Origin of the sequence: Thauera sp. AutoDN2, assembly GCF_051280715.1 — a bacterium.
Classification (GTDB): Bacteria; Pseudomonadota; Gammaproteobacteria; order Burkholderiales; family Rhodocyclaceae; genus Thauera.
This window is the reverse complement of the sequence record NZ_JBNCAR010000025.1, coordinates 18,190-35,523: the sequence shown is the minus strand read 5'-3', so window position 1 is coordinate 35,523 and position 17,334 is coordinate 18,190. Positions and strand designations below refer to the sequence as shown.

Annotated in this window: 10 protein-coding genes; 7 read left to right on the top strand and 3 right to left on the bottom strand. The window is 63.6% G+C overall.

The annotated features are described in order from the left end of the window. Positions 1–144: 144 nt before the first annotated feature. Positions 145–555 (bottom strand): Cd(II)/Pb(II)-responsive transcriptional regulator, encoded by a 411-nt coding sequence (gene cadR / locus ACPT9U_RS13070; protein ID WP_435751256.1) that lies wholly within the window; start codon positions 553–555, stop codon positions 145–147. Positions 556–623: 68 nt separating this feature from the next. Between cadR and ACPT9U_RS13065 the strand changes: the two genes are divergently transcribed. Beyond that, positions 624–1,754 (top strand): cation transporter, encoded by a 1,131-nt coding sequence (locus ACPT9U_RS13065; protein WP_435751255.1) that lies wholly within the window; start codon positions 624–626, stop codon positions 1,752–1,754. A 98-nt stretch (positions 1,755–1,852) separates the two neighbouring features. Here the strand turns inward: ACPT9U_RS13065 and ACPT9U_RS13060 are convergent, their stop codons facing one another. Together ACPT9U_RS13060 and ACPT9U_RS13055 are read right to left on the bottom strand one after the other, a co-directional pair. Continuing rightward, positions 1,853–2,224 carry a helix-turn-helix domain-containing protein gene (locus ACPT9U_RS13060; RefSeq protein WP_435751254.1) on the bottom strand — a complete coding sequence of 124 codons (372 nt, stop codon included), beginning with the start codon at positions 2,222–2,224 and terminating at the stop codon, positions 1,853–1,855. Between the two features lie 18 nt (positions 2,225–2,242). Next, on the bottom strand, positions 2,243–2,530 hold the full coding sequence (locus tag ACPT9U_RS13055; RefSeq protein WP_435751253.1) for a type II toxin-antitoxin system HigB family toxin: 288 nt from the start codon (positions 2,528–2,530) through the stop codon (positions 2,243–2,245). Between the two features lie 442 nt (positions 2,531–2,972). Here ACPT9U_RS13055 and ACPT9U_RS13050 point away from each other — a divergent pair, with 442 nt between their 5' ends. The 6 genes from ACPT9U_RS13050 to ACPT9U_RS13025 all read left to right on the top strand — a co-directional run bounded on the left by ACPT9U_RS13050 (position 2,973) and on the right by ACPT9U_RS13025 (position 17,324). Next, the gene (locus ACPT9U_RS13050; protein ID WP_435751252.1) at positions 2,973–8,117 is read left to right on the top strand and encodes a RecQ family ATP-dependent DNA helicase; all 5,145 of its coding nucleotides are present in this window, start codon (positions 2,973–2,975) and stop codon (positions 8,115–8,117) included. A gap of 64 nt (positions 8,118–8,181) precedes the next feature. Beyond that, complete coding sequence (locus ACPT9U_RS13045; RefSeq protein WP_435751251.1) at positions 8,182–9,678, top strand: type I restriction-modification system subunit M; 1,497 nt, start codon at positions 8,182–8,184, stop codon at positions 9,676–9,678. Further along, positions 9,675–11,198 (top strand): type I restriction-modification system subunit M, encoded by a 1,524-nt coding sequence (locus tag ACPT9U_RS13040; RefSeq protein WP_435751250.1) that lies wholly within the window; start codon positions 9,675–9,677, stop codon positions 11,196–11,198. Before ACPT9U_RS13045 ends, ACPT9U_RS13040 begins: the two co-directional genes overlap by 4 nt. Then, entirely contained in the window at positions 11,191–13,098 is a 1,908-nt protein-coding gene (locus ACPT9U_RS13035; protein WP_435751248.1) for an ATP-binding protein, read from the top strand. The genes ACPT9U_RS13040 and ACPT9U_RS13035 overlap by 8 nt, the downstream gene beginning before the upstream one ends. Then, positions 13,088–14,326, top strand: a complete 1,239-nt coding sequence (locus ACPT9U_RS13030) for a hypothetical protein (RefSeq protein WP_435751247.1) — start codon at positions 13,088–13,090, stop codon at positions 14,324–14,326. The genes ACPT9U_RS13035 and ACPT9U_RS13030 overlap by 11 nt, the downstream gene beginning before the upstream one ends. Further along, positions 14,319–17,324, top strand: a complete 3,006-nt coding sequence (locus ACPT9U_RS13025; RefSeq protein WP_435751246.1) for a type I restriction endonuclease subunit R — start codon at positions 14,319–14,321, stop codon at positions 17,322–17,324. The genes ACPT9U_RS13030 and ACPT9U_RS13025 overlap by 8 nt, the downstream gene beginning before the upstream one ends. The last annotated feature ends 10 nt before the right edge of the window (positions 17,325–17,334 follow it).

Sequence of the window (17,334 nt, the reverse complement as noted above, 5' to 3'; positions counted from 1 at the left end):
ACTTCCTTTGCTGGCGCGGGTTTGGAGGCGGTCGGTTGTGGTCGGAGACTGCTGCAGCAGTGGCGACCGAAAACGGAGCAGGCAGTTTTGCCACGGTGTTGACTCTGCGCCGGGGTGCCGATTCTGCACCTTGACGGCCGAGTCTCATGCCGGTCGCGTACCGGTCGTATCCCGCAGAGACTCCAACGCGCCACATTCTCCAATGCATGCCCCGCCGGCGCAGGCGCTGCGAATGCCCTGGATTTGCTTGCGCAAAGCCTTGAGCTCAGAAATGCGTCCCTCGACCAGTCGCAGGTGTTCATCGAGCAGCACATTGACATCGTCACAGGGCTTGGTCGGGTCGTCCTGCAAGTGCAGCAACACCCGAATCTCGTCATGAGTCATGTCCAGCGACCGACAGCGCCGGATGAAGGCCAGTCGGTCGACGTGACGGGCGCCGTAATCGCGGTAGTTGTTGCTGCCGCGAGCAGGCGCTTCCAGCAATCCCTCTGCCTCGTAGAACCGGATGGTGGGTACCCGGCACCCCGTCAGTGCTGCAAGTTCGCCGATCTTCATTTCATTCTCCCGAGGGCTTGACTCTATAGCTACTTGAGGGTTTCTAATAGAGGCAGGAGAACAAAATCATGAATACATGTCAACGCAGCGCCTGCTCTGGCGGGTGCGCATCGAACCAAATCAACACGCCCCCCTCGGCCGGCGCGGTGCCGCCGGGTCGAGATGGGGTGTCGTTCAGCGTTTTTGCTATCCCGAAGATGGACTGCCCATCGGAGGAGAATCTCATCCGGATGGCGTTGGTGGGGACCGACACCGTGACGGCACTGGATTTCGATCTGGCCGCGCGGCGTCTGACAGTCACGCATAGCGGTGAAGCGGAACGCATCGAGGCAATGCTCCGTCCGCTGAATCTTGGCGCGACGCTCATCGAGACTGCGGCAACGAGGTTGGCAGCCGGCACCCTGACCCGCTTCTCCATCCCCAAGATGGATTGCCCCTCGGAAGAGAACCTGATTCGCATGGCGTTGGTCGATCAGGCGGGTATCGGGACGCTGTCGTTCGATCTGGGCAAACGAGAACTGTCGGTCATCCACACCGGGCCGACGGAGGACATCCTCGCCAAGCTGGCCCCCTTGAGTCTGGGCGCTGAGCTCATCGATTCGGTGCCTCAGGGCAACGTGCCCTTGGCCAGACCGGAGGACCCTGATGGCGACGCTTCGGAAGCCCGTACGCTGAAGCTCTTGCTGGCCATCAACGGCACCATGTTCGTCTTTGAGATGCTGGTGGGCTTGGTCGCGCAGTCGACCGGACTGATCGCCGATTCGCTTGACATGTTTGCCGATGCGGCCGTGTACGGACTTGCGCTGTACGCAGTCGGGCGTGCTGCGGGCATGAAAGTCAGAGCCGCCCATATCGCCGGATGGCTTCAGATGGCGCTGGCACTTGGCGCGCTGGGCGAGGTGCTGCGCAGGGCCGTGTTCGGCAGCGAGCCGCAATCGAGCTTGATGATTGGCGTCGGGCTCATTGCCCTAGTGGCCAATGTGACCTGCCTCGTACTCATCGCCCGCAAGCGGGATCGCGGTGTGCACATGACGGCCAGCTACATCTTCTCGGCCAACGATGTCATCGCCAATCTGGGCGTGATCATCGCAGGCGCATTGGTGGCATGGACCGGCTCACCCTATCCGGACCTTGTCATCGGCAGCGTTATCGGCCTGGTCGTACTCAGCGGCGCACGGCGCATCCTGATGCTGAAGTGAAGGTAAGTGGCAAAGCCGATGACGGGCACTGGTGGCCTGCTGGAGGCGGCGCTGACGAGACAGAACCTGCAACTGGCGTGGAAGCGGGCCAAGGATGATCACCCTGCGGCCGTCTCCGCAATCAGCACGTCGGCCGGGATGCCCAGGCTCTTGTGCAGCCTGCGGATCATGGCCAGCGTCAACGGGCGCTTGCGGCTCAGGACTTCGTAGACGCGGTTGCTTTTGCCAATCATCGGCTCGAGATCTTTAACGGACAGACCGCTTTGATCCATCCGGAATTTGATGGCTTCTACTGGATCAGGCGCAGTGATGGGCACGTGCTTGGCCTCGTAGGCTTGCACCAGCGTGGCGAGGATATCCAGGCGATCCCCCTCCGGCGTGCCCAGATCAGGGTCGGACTCCATCAAGGCCGAAATCTCTTTGAGCGTGGCCTTGTAGTCTGCTTCGGTGTGGATAGGGCGGATGTCCATGTTTTCCTCCGTGGCCGGTCAGGCCATTTCAACGGTTTCTGCGTCCACTGCGTCGTACTCCTTGTGGGTGCCGACAAACTTCACGTAGACGATCTGCACCTTGTACGCAACGGCCACGATCAGCCGGTAGTCATTGCCTTTGATGTTGAACACCACGCGACGGTTCTTCAGCACGCTGGCGCTGCGGTACAGCGCTTTGATGTCAGCGGGCTGAGTCCAGGTCGCATTCGTTGCTTCCTCATACCAAGCCTTCAGCGGCTGCTCGGCGTCGGGATAGCGCTCCCAGAAGGTCCGAAGGGTAGACACGGCAATTACTCGCATTGGTCGCAGTTTAGTCCCATGTTGGGACTATTGCAACTGTGGCTGGTCCAAGTGGTTTTCACGATGCAAAACGGCCATTTGATAGAGGCGAGCACCCTCAAGATCAGTGCTTTTCTAAAGAACCTCATATGCGGACGCGGGTTCGGTTCCGTGTTCCGCCACCAAGAATTCCTAGTAAAAACAGCGCATTACACTTTGCAGTGTGATGCGCTGTTTTGCTTTGTATGGCAGGTTTTGCGAACTCAGTGTGGCAAAGTTGTTCAGCCCAGGGTCGTTGCCAAGTGCATGGCAAAGCAGTGCGGCTATCATGCGGACTGCGCCGCAGTGGTCTGCCGTCCGTTCTTGAAGCCGGTTTGTCGCCTGCAGCGCGCCGATCGACATCATGCAGGTCGCGTTAGCCAAACCCAGGCAAGCGACGGATTTCCGGATGGCGCAGACACCGCATACCCTCCAGCCCAAGTGCTTGATCTTCGATCTTGAGACGGTTCCGCAAGCAGACGGTGGCCGGCAGCGGATCATCAAGATCGGTGCGTTGCGAGCGGATAACGGTGAAACGCTCGAGTTGAGTACCGGTGCGGGGCTCGATGCGGCGCTTGGCCGACTCGATGCGATGTGCGCCGGGGCAAGCTTCGTGCTCGGGCATAACGTGCTGGCCCACGACTTGCCAGTGCTGCGCGAGGTTGCGCCGGGCTCCGCGCTGTTTCAGCTCCCGGTGATCGACACGCTGCGCCTGTCGCCGCTCGCCTTTCCGCAGAACCCTTACCACCGGCTGATCAAGGACTACAAGCTGATCCGCGACAGCCTGAATTCGCCGCTGTCCGACTGCCGCTCGACGCTGACACTGTTCGCCGACCAGCAGCACGCCTTCGACAAGCTGTTCGAGGCGAATCCTGAGGAGTTGCTGTGCTATCAGGCCTTGATCGCACCGCGCACGGGGGCGGGGCTGGGTAATTTTCTCTTTGCGCTGACACGGCGAGCTCCATTGTCGCTCGAGGACGTTGCCAGTCGTCTGCCGGTATTGCTGGCGGAGTCCGATCCTGGGCTTGAGCGTGAACTCAAGGTGTGCCGCACGCGGCTGAAAGGTTTGATCGAGGACGACCTGCGACGGCCCGAACTGCATTGGCCGATCGCCTACGTACTGGCATGGCTGCGGGTGTCGGGTGGTAATTCCGTGCTCGCGCCATGGGTGCGCCACCAGTTCCCGGCGGTGGGAAAGCTGATCGCCGAGTTGCGCGATCGGCCTTGCGACGACCCCGCCTGCACCTACTGCCGCACGGCGCACGACCCCCGGCGGGAACTCAAGCGCTACTTCGGCTTCGACGATTTTCGCTGCGAGGCAGAAGGCCGCAGCATGCAGCACGACATCGTCCAGGCCGGCATGCGAAGCGAGCCCGTGTTGGCTGTGCTCGCGACCGGTGGCGGCAAGTCGATCTGCTACCAACTGCCGGCGCTGAACCGCTACCACCGCAACGGCAGCCTTACGGTGATCATCTCGCCGCTGCAGTCGCTGATGAAGGATCAGGTGGACGGCCTGCTGGCCCGTAACGTCCAGTGTGCGGCCGCATTGAACGGCTTGCTGACCATGCCCGAGCGTGCCGACGTGCTGGAGAAGATCCAGTTGGGCGATGTGGGCATGCTGCTGGTGTCGCCCGAGCAGTTCCGCAACAAGGCCTTCCGCAGGGCGATCGCCAATCGGCAGATTGGCGCCTGGATTTTCGACGAGGCGCACTGCCTGTCGAAGTGGGGCAACGACTTCCGGCCGGACTACCTCTACGCGGCGCGTTTCATCCGTGAGTTCGCAGGCGAGGGTGAGCTCGCCCCCATCGGCTGCTTCACCGCCACCGCCAAGCAGGATGTGCTGGACGACATCCGCAAGCATTTCCTCGATGAGCTGGGCGTGCGCTTCAAATCCTTCATCGGCACGCCCGAGCGCCCGAACCTGCATTTCGAGGTCTTCCCGGTGGCGGCCGGGGAAAAATTTGCGCGCACGCACGACTTGCTGCACGACGAACTCGATAGGCGTGAGGGCGGCGCCGTGGTGTTCGTTGCCAGCCGCAAGAAGGCGGAAGAACTGGCCGATTTCCTCCTCGGGCAGAACTGGACCTGCAGGCATTTTCACGCTGGACTGCAGCCACACGAGAAGAAGGACATCCAGGAGGCCTTCATCCGGGGTGAGCTGCGGGTGATCGTCGCCACCAACGCCTTCGGTATGGGCGTGGACAAGCCGGACGTGCGCCTGGTCGTCCACGCTGACATCCCCGGATCCCTGGAAAACTACCTTCAGGAAGCAGGTCGTGCCGGGCGGGATCAGGGCGACGCCCGTTGCGTCTTGCTCTACGACCCGCAGGATATCGAAACCCAGTTCGGGCTCAGCGAGCGATCACGGCTGAGCTACAAGGACATCCAGCAGATCCTGAAGAAGCTCCGATTCGAAGCCGACAAGCGCAAGGGCGGGCAGGTGGTGATCACCGCAGGCGAAATTTTGCAGGACGAGACCGTCCAAACCAGCTTCGAATCGGATGACCGGGATGCGGAAACCAAAGTCGTTACCGCCATCGCCTGGCTGGAGCGTGGGCAGTTTCTGCGGCGAGAAGAGAACCACACGAAGGTTTTTCCCGCCAGGCTATGCCTGACTGAGGAAGAGGCGGCAAAGCGGCTCGACAACGCCCGCCTGCCGCAGCGGCGTCTCGAGGAATTCCGCGCGATCCTGCGCTACCTGTATTCAGCCGAGGCAGACGAGCGCATCAATACCGACCAGTTGATGTTGCTGACCGGGCAGACGAACGAGGAGGTCAGCGCTGCGCTCAGGCAGCTCGAGGCGCTTGGCCTGCTGGAGAACGACTCTCAGCTCACGCTATATCTGCGTCATGGGATTGGCGGGGCGTCGAGCGAGCGCCTGCAGCGCTGTCTGGCGCTGGAGGCAGCGCTGTTCAAGGTCTTGCGCGAGCTTGCGCCGGACGCGGATGACGGGAGCTGGCAGGACGTGAATCTGTCGCCGCTGACTGCAGTCCTGCGCGAGCGCTGCGGCCAACCCGAGTTGCTCCCCTTGCATGTCTCCCGTCTTCTTCACAGTCTCGCGCTCGATCGCGATGGCGACAGCCAGCAGCGCAGCAGCTTCGAGCTCAGGCAGGTGAACCGCGCCTACCTCAAGCTGCGCATCCGCGGCGGCTACAGCTGGTCGCAGGTCGAGGGGCTGGGCGACAAGCGGCGGCGCATCGCCGCGGCGGTGCTGTCTTACCTGCTCGGCAAGCTGCCACCCGGGCAGCGCGGCAAGGACTTGCTGGTGCAGACCACCTTTGGCGAGCTTCAGCATCTGCTCGCGGCGGATCTGGAACTGTCCGCCACGATCAAGCCGGAACAGCGTCTCAAGGCCTTGGAGCATGTACTGCTCTACCTGCACCACCAGGAGGTGCTGACCCTAAACCACGGCATGACCGTGATGCGCCGGGCGATGACGATTGACATCAACCCGGACAAACAGGGCGAGCGCTATGTGAAGGACGATTTCCAGCGCCTGGACGAGCACTACCGCGAGCGCCGCATCCAAGTGCATGTGATGCGCGAATACGCCGAGATCGCGCTCAGGGAGATGGCCGACGCCTTGCGGCTGGTCATGCATTACTTCACCCGCAGCAAGGACGATTTCCTGCGCCACTACTTCCCGGGCAAGGAGGAGATCCTGCAGCTCGCCACCAGCGAGGGCTCGTGGAAGGCGATCGTCGACACGCTGAATGCAACGCAGAAGGCCATCGTCACGGACCACCGGGACCAGAACCGGCTCGTTCTCGCCGGTCCGGGTTCGGGCAAGACGCGGGTCGTCGTGCATCGCATCGCTTACCTGTTGCGTGTGCGGCGCGTGCCGGCCGCGGCGATCATCGCGCTCACCTTTAACCGACATGCGGCCAACGAGATCCGCAAGCGTCTGTTTGCCTTGGTCGGCAACGATGCGATCGGGATCACCGTGCTCACCTACCACGCCATGGCGATGCGGCTGACCGGCACCAGTTTCGATCGCTGCGACAAGGTGGAAGAGGGCGAGCTCGATGCCGTCCTCGACCGCGCTGCGGAACTGCTGGAAGGCCGTGCATCGGTGGAAGGCGAAGACGATCTGCGCGAGCGTCTGTTGCAGGGCTATCGTTACATCCTGGTGGATGAATACCAGGATATCGACGACCGCCAGTACCGACTTGTCAGCGCGCTGGCCGGGCGGCACGACGGCCAGGGTGGCGATCTGTGCATCCTCGCCGTCGGTGACGACGACCAGAACATCTATCAGTGGCGGGGCGGCAGCAACCGCCACATCGCACGTTTCTGCGAAGAGTACGACGCGCAGATCAGCTATCTGGTCGAGAACTTCCGCTCCAGCCGGGCCATCATCGGTGCCGCAAATCACCTGATTGGCCAGAATGCCTCGCGGCTCAAGGCGCAGCATCCCATCCGCATCGATCCGGCGCGTGCGGCCGGGCCAGTGGGCGGCAGGTGGGAAGCGCTCGATCGCGAGCGGCGCGGCAGCGTGCTTCGGCTTCGCATTCCGGGGGCGGACCGCATCTGTGGCAACCTCCAGGCCCAGGCCGTGATCGCGGAGTGCGACCGGCTGAGGGTGCTGGAGGGGCGGGATGACTGGCAGGGGGTTGCAGTGCTGGCACGCAGTCACCGCTACCTGTGGCCGGTGCAGGCCTTGTGCGAGCGCAACGGCATTCCGTATTTCCTCGCGGCAGACAAGCAGAACGGCTTGCCGCTCACCCGGCAGCGCCCCTTCGTCCGCCTGGTGGCGCATCTGCGTGCGCTTTCCGTGCCTTCCCTCGCGGCTTCAGCGCTCGCGCAGCACGCCAGCCAGCTGACTGCGGATCCAGTCTGGCGGGATTTCTTCGCCACCGCGCTCGAGCAACTCGGCAGCGAGTACGGCGATTGCCTTCTTGCGCCGGGAACGGTGATCGACTGGCTCTACGACTACGCCCGCGAGATTCGCCAGCAGCCGCGCCCGGGGCTGTTCCTCGGTACGGTGCACTCGGCAAAGGGGCTCGAGTTCCGCCACGTCGCCGTGCTGGATGGAAGCTGGGAGGCGTCGGCCGAACAGTTGGAGGAGGCCCGCAGGCTCTACTATGTGGGCATGACACGGGCGGAGGAAACGTTGACGCTGTGCGATTTCGAGCCCGGCAACGCATTCGTCGCGACGCTTGGCGCCTCGACGCAGCCCCGCCGTTTTGAAGGCGATCATGACGCAGCGCTGGGCGTGCAGTATCAGCTGCTGACTCTGGGTGATGTCGACATCGGCTTCGCTGGCCGGCAGCCTCCCGGTTCATGGGTGCATGAGGCGATCAGCCGGCTCGAGCCTGGAGATCCGCTGGCGTTGCGCGCCGACGGTGATCGCTACGCGCTCCTCGACCTTCGCGGCGACATGGTCGGACGCACTGCAAAGGCCTTCAAGCTGGCGCTCGAACCCCAGCGGTGCGAGGTCTTCGGCATCGTCGTGCGATACAAGGAGGAGACCGAGCCCGCGTACATGGACGCGGTCAAGTGCGAGCAGTGGGAGGTCGTCGTTCCGCGCTTGCGCGGCAGCCCGAAGGCCTGACCGCCTGTTGTGAGCGTCTCATCTGCGATAATCCAGCCCAGTTTTTCACCTGCGAGTACGCGCCTTGCATCAACCCAGCATCACGCTCGCCCAGCTCGAATCGCACCTCTGGGAATCGGCCAACATCCTCCGCGGGCCGGTCGACGCGGCCGACTTCAAGACCTACATCTTTCCGCTGCTCTTCTTCAAGCGCATCTGCGACGTGTGGGACGAGGAATACCAGGAGATCGTCGACGAGACCGGCGACGAGCAGCTCGCGTGGTTCCCCGAGTCGCACCGATTCCAGATCCCCGACGATTGCCACTGGAACGACGTACGCGCCAAGGCGGCCAACGTCGGCGCGGCGCTGCAGCACGCGATGCGCGAGATCGAGAAGGCCAACCCCGACACGCTCTATGGCGTGTTCGGCGATGCCCAGTGGTCGAATAAGGAGCGCTTGTCCGATGCGCTGCTCAAGGACCTCATCGAGCACTTCTCGAAGCTGCCGCTCGGCAACCGCAACGTCACGTCCGACTTGCTCGGCGACGCATACGAATACCTGATCAAGAAGTTCGCCGACGCCACCAACAAGAAGGCCGGCGAGTTCTACACGCCACGCAGTGTGGTGCGGCTGATGATCGACATGCTCGATCCGCGCGAGGGCGAGACCATCTACGACCCCGCCTGCGGTACCGGCGGCATGCTGCTGGCTGCGGTGCAGCACGTGCAGGAGATGCACGGCGACGTGAAGCGCCTGTGGGGCAAGCTCTATGGTCAGGAGAAGAACCTCACCACCTCTTCCATCGCGCGGATGAACCTCTTCCTGCACGGCATCGAGGACTTCAAGATCGTCCGCGGCGACACGCTGCGCAACCCGGCCTTCTTCGACGGTGATCGCCTGTCCGCCTTCGACTGCGTCATCGCCAACCCGCCGTTCTCCCTGGAAAAGTGGGGCGAGGATCTGTGGCTCAACGACCCCTTCGGCCGCAACTTCGCCGGCCTGCCGCCCTCGTCGAGCGGCGACTTCGCCTGGGTGCAGCACATGGTCAAGTCGATGGCGGACGGCACCGGTCGCATGGCGGTCGTGTTGCCGCAAGGCGCGCTGTTCCGCAAAGGCGCCGAGGGCGGCATCCGCCAGAAGCTGCTCGAGCTCGACCTCATCGAAGCGGTGATCGGCCTGGCGCCCAACCTGTTCTACGGCACCGGTCTGGCCGCGTGCATCCTGGTGCTGCGCAAGAAGAAGCCGGGCGCGCGCCGGCGCAAGGTGTTGGTCGCCGACGCCTCGCGCCTGTTCCGGCGGGGCAGGGCGCAGAACTATCTCGAAGTCGAGCACGCCGCGCAGATCCTCGGCTGGTATCGCGACTTCCAGGACGTTCAGGACGCGGTGCGGGTCGTCGCGCTCGACGAGATCGAGGCCGAGGACTGGACACTCAACATCTCGCGCTACGTGCTGCCGCCGCTGCAGGAAGACATCCCGCCGCTGCCCGATGCAATCGCCGCCTTCAAGGACGCGCTCCAGCGCTGCCGCGAGGCCGAAGAGCGCCTCGCCCAGGTCATGACCGAAGGGGGCTGGCTGAAATGAGCAAGCGCATCACCCAGCAAGAACTCGAAAGCTACCTCTGGGGCGCAGCCGTGCTGCTGCGCGGGCTGATCGACGCCGGCGACTACAAGCAGTTCATCTTCCCGCTGCTGTTCTTCAAGCGCGTCTCCGACGTCTGGGACGAGGAGTACGAGGCCGCGCTGGCCGAGTCCGATGGCGACCTGTCCTATGCTCAGTTCGCCGAGAACCACCGCTTCCAGATCCCCGCGGGCGCGCACTGGAACGACGTGCGCCAGACGCCGCGCAACGTCGGCGCCGCGATCCAGCAGGCGATGCGGGCGATCGAATCCGCCAACCCGGACCTGCTCGACGGCATTTTCGGCGATGCGCCGTGGACCAATCGTGAGCGCCTGCCCGACGAAACGCTCAAGAACCTCATCGAGCATTTCTCCACGCAGACGCTCTCGGTCGCCAACGTGCCAGAGGACGAGCTCGGCAACGCCTACGAATACCTCATCAAGAAGTTCGCCGACGATTCCGGCCACACCGCGGCCGAGTTCTACACCAACCGCACCGTCGTCCACCTGATGACGCAGCTCCTCGCCCCGCAAGCAGGCGAGTCCATCTACGACCCCACCTGCGGCACCGGCGGCATGCTGATCTCGGCGCTGGACGAGGTGAAGCGTTCGGGCGGCGAATACCGCACGCTCAAGCTCTACGGTCAGGAACGCAATCTCATCACCTCGTCGATCGCGCGCATGAACCTCTTCCTGCACGGCGTCGAGGACTTCCAGATCATCCGCGGCGACACCCTCGCCGAGCCGCGCCACATCAAAGGCGACCGCCTGCGCCGCTTCGACGTCATCCTCGCCAACCCGCCGTACTCCATCAAACAGTGGGATCGCGAGGCGTGGGCGCAGGACAAGTGGGGCCGCAACTTCCTCGGCACCCCGCCGCAGGGGCGGGCGGACTACGCCTTCCAGCAGCACATCCTCGCCAGCCTGTCCGACCGCGGCCGCTGCGCCATCCTGTGGCCGCACGGCGTGCTGTTCCGCAACGAGGAACAGGCCATGCGCAGCAAGATGATCGAGCAGGACTGGGTAGAGGCCGTCGTCGGCCTCGGCCCCAACCTGTTCTACAACTCCCCCATGGAGTCCTGCATCCTGATCTGCAACCGGCGCAAACCGGCCGAACGCCAGGGCAGGGTGCTGTTCATCGACGCGGTGGGCGAGGTCACGCGCGAGCGCGCGCAGAGCTTCCTCAAGCCCGAACACCAGCAGCGCATCCTCGGCGCCTTCAAGGCCTTCGCCGACGCGCCCGGCTTTGCCCGGGTGGCGACGCTGGCCGAGCTGCACAAGAACGCCGGCAACCTGTCGATTCCGCTGTACGTGAAGCGCCCGTCGGCCACTGCCGCCGCTGCGGCAGGCGGCGAACAGCCGGCCAGCCTCGCCGAGGCCTGGGACGCCTGGCAGGAAAGCGGGCGGGCGTTTTGGCTGCAGATGGATGCGCTGGTGGAGACGCTGGACGGGTTCGGCGTGACGAAGGAGGCAAGCGATGCGTAGCGCGCAGGAGTTGCTCGACGAACTCAATGCCAGCGACGAGTCGCCGCGCATCGAGGCCAAGCGTGCGCGGGAGATCGGCAAGTCGGTGCTGGAGACCGTCATCGCCTTTGCCAACGAGCCCGGCATGGACGGCGGCCACTTGCTGCTCGGCGTCGATTGGTCGATCAATGACAAGGGCGACACCGTTTATCGCCCCGAGGGCGTGCCCGACCCCGACAAGCTGCAGCGGGACCTGGCCTCGCAATGCGCGAGCATGCTCAGTTTTCCATTGCGTCCGGAGATCAGCGTCGAACGCATCGACGGCAAGACCTTGGTCGTGGTGTATGTGGCCGAGGTCGATAGCGGTCACAAGCCGGTCTATCTCAAGGCCACCGGCCTGCCGCGCGGAGCCTTCCGCCGCATCGGCTCGACCGACCAGCGCTGCACCGACGAGGATCTGTGGGTGCTGCGCGGCGACACCCGGCCCCAAAAAGGGCCGGACCAGAGCATTCTCACCGATGCGCGCCTGGACGATTTCGACCCCGCCGCGCTGGCCGAGTACCGCCGCGTGCGCAGCCGCCTGAACGCCAGCGCCGAGGAGCTCGCCTACAGCGACGACGATCTGCTCGAGGCGCTCGGCGCGGTGCGCCGCGTCGATGGCGAGCCGCGCCCCACGCTTGCCGGCATCCTGCTGTTTGGCAAACCGATGGCCCTGCGCCGCATGCTGCCGATGGTCAAGATCGACTACATCCGCGTGCCTGGCATCGAGTGGATGGAAGACCCGCACGAGCGCTTCCAGTCCATCGAGATCCGCAAGCCGCTGCTGTTGGCGCTGCCCCTGGCCGAAGCCAGCATCATCGACGAACTGCCCAAGGGTTTTCATCTGCCCGAGGGCGAACTGCACAGCGTCCAGGAGCCGATCGTCCCGCGCAAGGTGATCCGCGAGGCGCTGGCCAATGCGGTGATGCACCGCAGCTACACGCAGCACAGCCCGATTCAGATCATCCGCTACAGCAACCGCATCGAGATCCGCAACGTCGGCCACTCGCTCAAGCCCGTCGCCGAACTCGGCATTCCCGGCTCCCGGCTGCGCAACCCCACCCTGGCCGCCGTGCTCCACGACCTGAACCTGGCCGAAGCCAAAGGCACCGGCATCCGCAGCATGCGCCGCCTGGCTGCCGAGGCCGGGCTGACGCTGCCCGAGTTTCACTCCAGCCGCGAGTCGGACGAGTTCCGCGTCACGCTCTTCCTGCACAACCTGCTCACGGAGGACGATCACGCCTGGCTGCGTTCATTGACCACTGAGGCGCTCGACTTGGAGGAGGTCAAGGTGCTGATCTACGCGCGGGCCACGGGTGCCGTGGATAACACCGCATGTCGGGACTTCACCGGCTTGGACACGCTCAGCGCCAGTCGCGCGCTTCGGCGGTTGCGGGACAGGGGGCTGTTGGTAAAACAGGGGGCAGGCAGTCGCACGCACTACGCGCTGGTGAGGCCTTCGGGAGGCGGCATGGATGTGAGGGGGCAGGTTCGTTTACCGCTCGAGACGCCTGCAGAAGGACATCAATCCCCATATGGGGTTGGCGCGAATCCCCATATGCTTGGGGCTCAAACCCCATATGGTTTGCATGAGGGGATTCCAGAGGAACTGCTGCTTCGACTTCAGCGTGCAGGCAAGAGACCTCGTCAGGCCGTGCTTCGAGACCTGATTCAAGATCTTTGCCGACTGCGACCTTTCACCGCAAATGAGCTGAGCGCACTGCTCGGTGGGCGTGATGCTGGTGAATTGAAACGGCTACACCTCAAACCGATGCGTAACGCCGGCATCCTGACGCTCCTTTTCCCGGAAAGTGAGAAGCATCCACACCAGGCGTACCTGGTTGCGGACCAAGACAAGAAGGAACGCGCTCGTGACGCTTGATACGGCGGCCCCCCTTAAATCCGGCTGGCGGCGCGTGAAGTTTGGCGACGTGGTGCGCCTGTCCAAGGCGCGCAGCCAGAGCCCGCTGGCAGACGGGCTCGAGCGCTATGTCGGCCTGGAGCATCTGGAGCCGGGTGACCTGCGCATTCGTAGCTGGGGCAATGTCGCGGACGGCACGACCTTCACCAACCGCTTCGAGCCCGGTCAGGTGCTGTTCGGCAAGCGCCGCGCGTATCAGCGCAAGGTGGCGGTGGCGGATTTTGCCGGCGTGTGCTCGGGCGACATCTACGTGCTGGAGAGCAAGGACGCGGGCGTCCTGCTGCCGGAGTTGCTGCCGTTCATCTGCCAGACGGATGCGTTCTTCGAGCATGCGGTCGGGACCTCGGCGGGATCGTTGAGCCCGAGAACGAACTGGACGAGCTTGGCGGAATTTCAGTTTGAGCTGCCATTGATCGACGAACAGGCTCGCCTATCTGGACTGCTTGCTTGTGCGCGGGAGTCCGTTGAGTCCTCTGCATCTGCACTGGATGCGGCAAAGGTAATGCTGAGGTCCGGCCTGGTTTCGATATTTGCTACAGAGGGGAGCTCTCCTGCAACCGTAGAAATGTCCCAAGCTGTAGTTCGCCCTGAGTGGCGGTTGGTCACTGCCGCGGACATCAGCGTGGTACCGATCACAAAGGGAGCTACGCCATCTGGCGCCACCGGTGTGAGCGACACAGGCATCCCGTTCTTGAAGGTTTACAACCTCACGTTCGATGGATCGCTTGATTTCAGCATCGAGCCAACATTCGTCGCCCCCGAAGTGCACTCAAAGGAATTGGCAAGGTCGAGGGTTCAAGCGGGTGATGTGCTCATGAATATCGTGGGCCCGCCTCTCGGGAAGGTTTCGATTCTTCCGCCGAATTTCCCGAGCGCGAACATAAATCAAGCGATAGCGCGCTTTCGAATGAGAGAAGGAATATATCCAGGGTACATCGCAGCGTACCTGCTATCAGATTGGGCGCAACGCTGGTTGGGTTCCAGATCGAAGAAGACCTCTGGCCAACAGAATTTGACGCTGGAACTATGCCAAACGCTACCAGTCCCGCTGCCGCCAGATCATCTAGTAGAAAGCGTTGTTTCAGCGATTGAGACGCTATTCGAGTCTGTACGACGGACCGAGGAGAGAAAATCGGTAACGTATCGCACCTACAAGAAAATTCTGAATGAGGTAGTCGGCGATGTTTAACGAGTCGAACACCGTCGAAGCCTACGTTCGCGACCTGCTTGCGGGCCCAGTCAAGGCAACTTCTGCCTACACCGCCCAGGAATCCCCTGCCAGCTATGGCTCCACGCACAAGAGGATCGGTTGGCACTTCGCAGCTCCCGCCGACATCCCCCGCCAGCCCCACGAACTCCTCGTCGAACCCTGGCTGCGCGACGCCCTCATCCGCCTCAACCCCGAAATCGCCGCCCGGCCCGATCTGGCCGATGAAGTCCTCTACAAGCTGCGCGCCATTGTGCTGTCGGTGCGTTCCGACGGTCTGATCCGAGCCAACGAGGAAATGGCCGCCTGGATGTGCGGCGAGCGCTCGATGCCCTTCGGGCCGAACAACGAGCATGTGCCGCTGCGGCTGATCGACTTCGACGACCTGGCGCGCAACGACTTCGTCCTCACCCGTCAATTCACCTTCCGCGCCTGCCCCGCCGAGCGTCGGGCCGACCTGGTGCTGCTGGTCAATGGCCTGCCACTGGTGCTGATCGAGGCCAAGACCCCGGTGAAGAAGTGCATCAGCTGGGTCGACGGCGCGCTGCAGGTGCATGAGGACTACGAGAAGTTCGTCCCCGAGCTGTTCGTCTGCAACGTGTTCTCGGTGGCGACCGAGGGCAAGGCGTTCCGCTACGGCTCGATCGGCCTGCCGGTGAAGGACTGGGGGCCGTGGAACCTGGATGGCGGGGCGGACGATGCGCGCGGCCAGACGCATCCGCTCAAGTCGCTGCGGCAGTCGGTGGAAAGCATGCTGCGTCCGCAGGTGGTGCTCGACATTCTCGCCAGCTTCACGCTGTTCGCCACCGACAAGAAGAAGCGCCGTATCAAGATCATCTGCCGCTACCAGCAATACGAGGCGGCCAACAAGATCGTCGAGCGCGTGCTGGCGGGCCAGCCGAAGAAGGGCCTGATCTGGCACTTCCAGGGCTCGGGCAAGTCGCTGCTGATGGTGTTCGCGGCGCAGAAGCTGCGCATGCACCCGCGGCTGAAGAACCCCACGGTGCTGATCGTGGTGGACCGCATCGACCTCGACACCCAGATCACCGGCACCTTCACCGGCGCCGACATCCCCAACCTGGAAAAGGCCGACTCGCGCGAGAAGCTGCAGCAACTGCTGGCGCAGGACGTGCGCAAGATCATCATCACGACGATCTTCAAGTTCGGCGAGCCGCCAAACGGGAAAGCCGGGGCGCTGAACGAGCGCAGCAACATCATCGCCCTGGTCGACGAGGCCCACCGCACCCAGGAAGGCGACCTCGGCCGCAAGATGCGCGAGGCGCTGCCCAACGCCTTCCTGTTCGGGCTCACCGGCACGCCGATCAACCGCGCCGACCGCAACACCTTCTACGCCTTCGGGGCCGACGAGGACGAGAAGGGCTACCTGAGCCGCTACGGCTTCGAGGAGTCGATCCGCGACGGTGCCACGCTGCGGCTGCACTTCGAGCCGCGGTTGGTGGACCTGCACATCGACAAGGCCGCGATCGATGAGGCCTACAAGGGCCTGACCGGCGGCCTGTCCGACCTCGACCGCGACAACCTTGCCAAGACCGCCGCCAAGATGGCGGTGCTGGTGAAGACGCCCGAGCGCATCCGCCGCATCTGCCAGGACATCGTCCAGCACTACCAGAGCAAGGTCGAGCCCAACGGCTTCAAGGGCCAGATCGTGACTTTCGATCGCGAGTCCTGCCTGCTGTTCAAGGCCGAGCTCGACAAGCTGCTGCCCGCCGAGGCGACCGACATCGTCATGTCGGTGCAGCCGGGCGACCGCAAGGAGCGCCCCGAATACGCCCGCTACGACCGCAGCCGCGACGAGGAAGAGCGCCTGCTTGACCGCTTCCGCGACCCGGCCGACCCGCTCAAGCTGATCATCGTCACCGCCAAGCTGCTCACCGGCTTCGACGCCCCCATCCTGCAGGCGATGTACCTCGACAAGCCGCTGCGCGACCACACGCTGCTGCAGGCGATCTGCCGGGTGAACCGCACCTATTCCGAGCAGAAGACCCACGGCCTCATCGTCGATTACCTCGGCATCTTCAACGACGTGGCCGCCGCCCTGGAGTTCGACGACCAGAGCGTGAAGCAGGTCATCAGCAACATCCAGGAGCTGAAGGACAAGCTGCCCGAGGCGATGCAGAAATGCCTCGCCTTTTTCCCCGGCGTCGACCGCAGCCAGCAAGGCTACGAAGGCCTGATTGCCGCCCAGCAATGCCTGCCGAACAACGATACCCGCGACGCTTTCGCCGCGGAATACAGCGTGCTCGCGCGCATCTGGGAAGCGCTGTCGCCCGACCCGCTGCTCGGCCATTACGAGACCGATTACAAGTGGCTGTCGCAGATCTACCAGTCGGTACAGCCCTCGAGCGGCCACGGCAAGCTGATCTGGCATTCGCTCGGCGCCAAGACCATCGAGCTGATCCACCAGAACGTGCATGTCGACACCATCCGCGACGACCTCGACACCCTGGTGCTCGACGCCGATTTGCTCGAAGCGGTGCTGTCGAACCCCGACCCGAAGAAGGCGAAGGAAATCGAGATCAAGCTCAAGCGCCGGCTGCGCAAGCACCAGGGCAATCCGAAGTTCAAAGATCTGTCCGAACGGCTGGATGCACTGAAGGAGCGCTTCGAATCCGGCCAGATCAACAGCGTCGACTTCCTCAAGCAGCTGCTGCAGATCGCCAAGGAAACCCTGCAGGCCGAAAGGGAGACCCCGCCCGAGGAAGACGAGGATCGTGGCAAGGCCGCGCTGACCGCGCTATTCAACGAGGTGAAGACCCCCGAGACCCCGATCATTGTCGAGCGCGTGGTGGCGGACATCGACGAGATCGTGCGCCTGGTGCGCTTCCCGGGATGGCAGGGGACGCAGGCGGGCGAGCGGGAAGTGAAGAAGGCGCTGAGAAAGGCCTTGTTCAAGTACAAGCTGCACGCGGACGAGGAGCTGTTCGAGAAGGCGTTCAGTTACATCCGGCAGTATTACTGAGCGACCCGAG

Coding starts and splice junctions, on each gene's coding strand:
- ACPT9U_RS13035 (WP_435751248.1), top strand. CDS start 11,191: ATGCGTAGCGCGCAGGAGTTGCTCGACGAACTCAATGCCAGCGACGAG.
- ACPT9U_RS13060 (WP_435751254.1), bottom strand. CDS start 2,224: ATGGACATCCGCCCTATCCACACCGAAGCAGACTACAAGGCCACGCTC.
- ACPT9U_RS13065 (WP_435751255.1), top strand. CDS start 624: ATGAATACATGTCAACGCAGCGCCTGCTCTGGCGGGTGCGCATCGAAC.
- ACPT9U_RS13040 (WP_435751250.1), top strand. CDS start 9,675: ATGAGCAAGCGCATCACCCAGCAAGAACTCGAAAGCTACCTCTGGGGC.
- cadR (WP_435751256.1), bottom strand. CDS start 555: ATGAAGATCGGCGAACTTGCAGCACTGACGGGGTGCCGGGTACCCACC.
- ACPT9U_RS13025 (WP_435751246.1), top strand. CDS start 14,319: ATGTTTAACGAGTCGAACACCGTCGAAGCCTACGTTCGCGACCTGCTT.
- ACPT9U_RS13050 (WP_435751252.1), top strand. CDS start 2,973: ATGGCGCAGACACCGCATACCCTCCAGCCCAAGTGCTTGATCTTCGAT.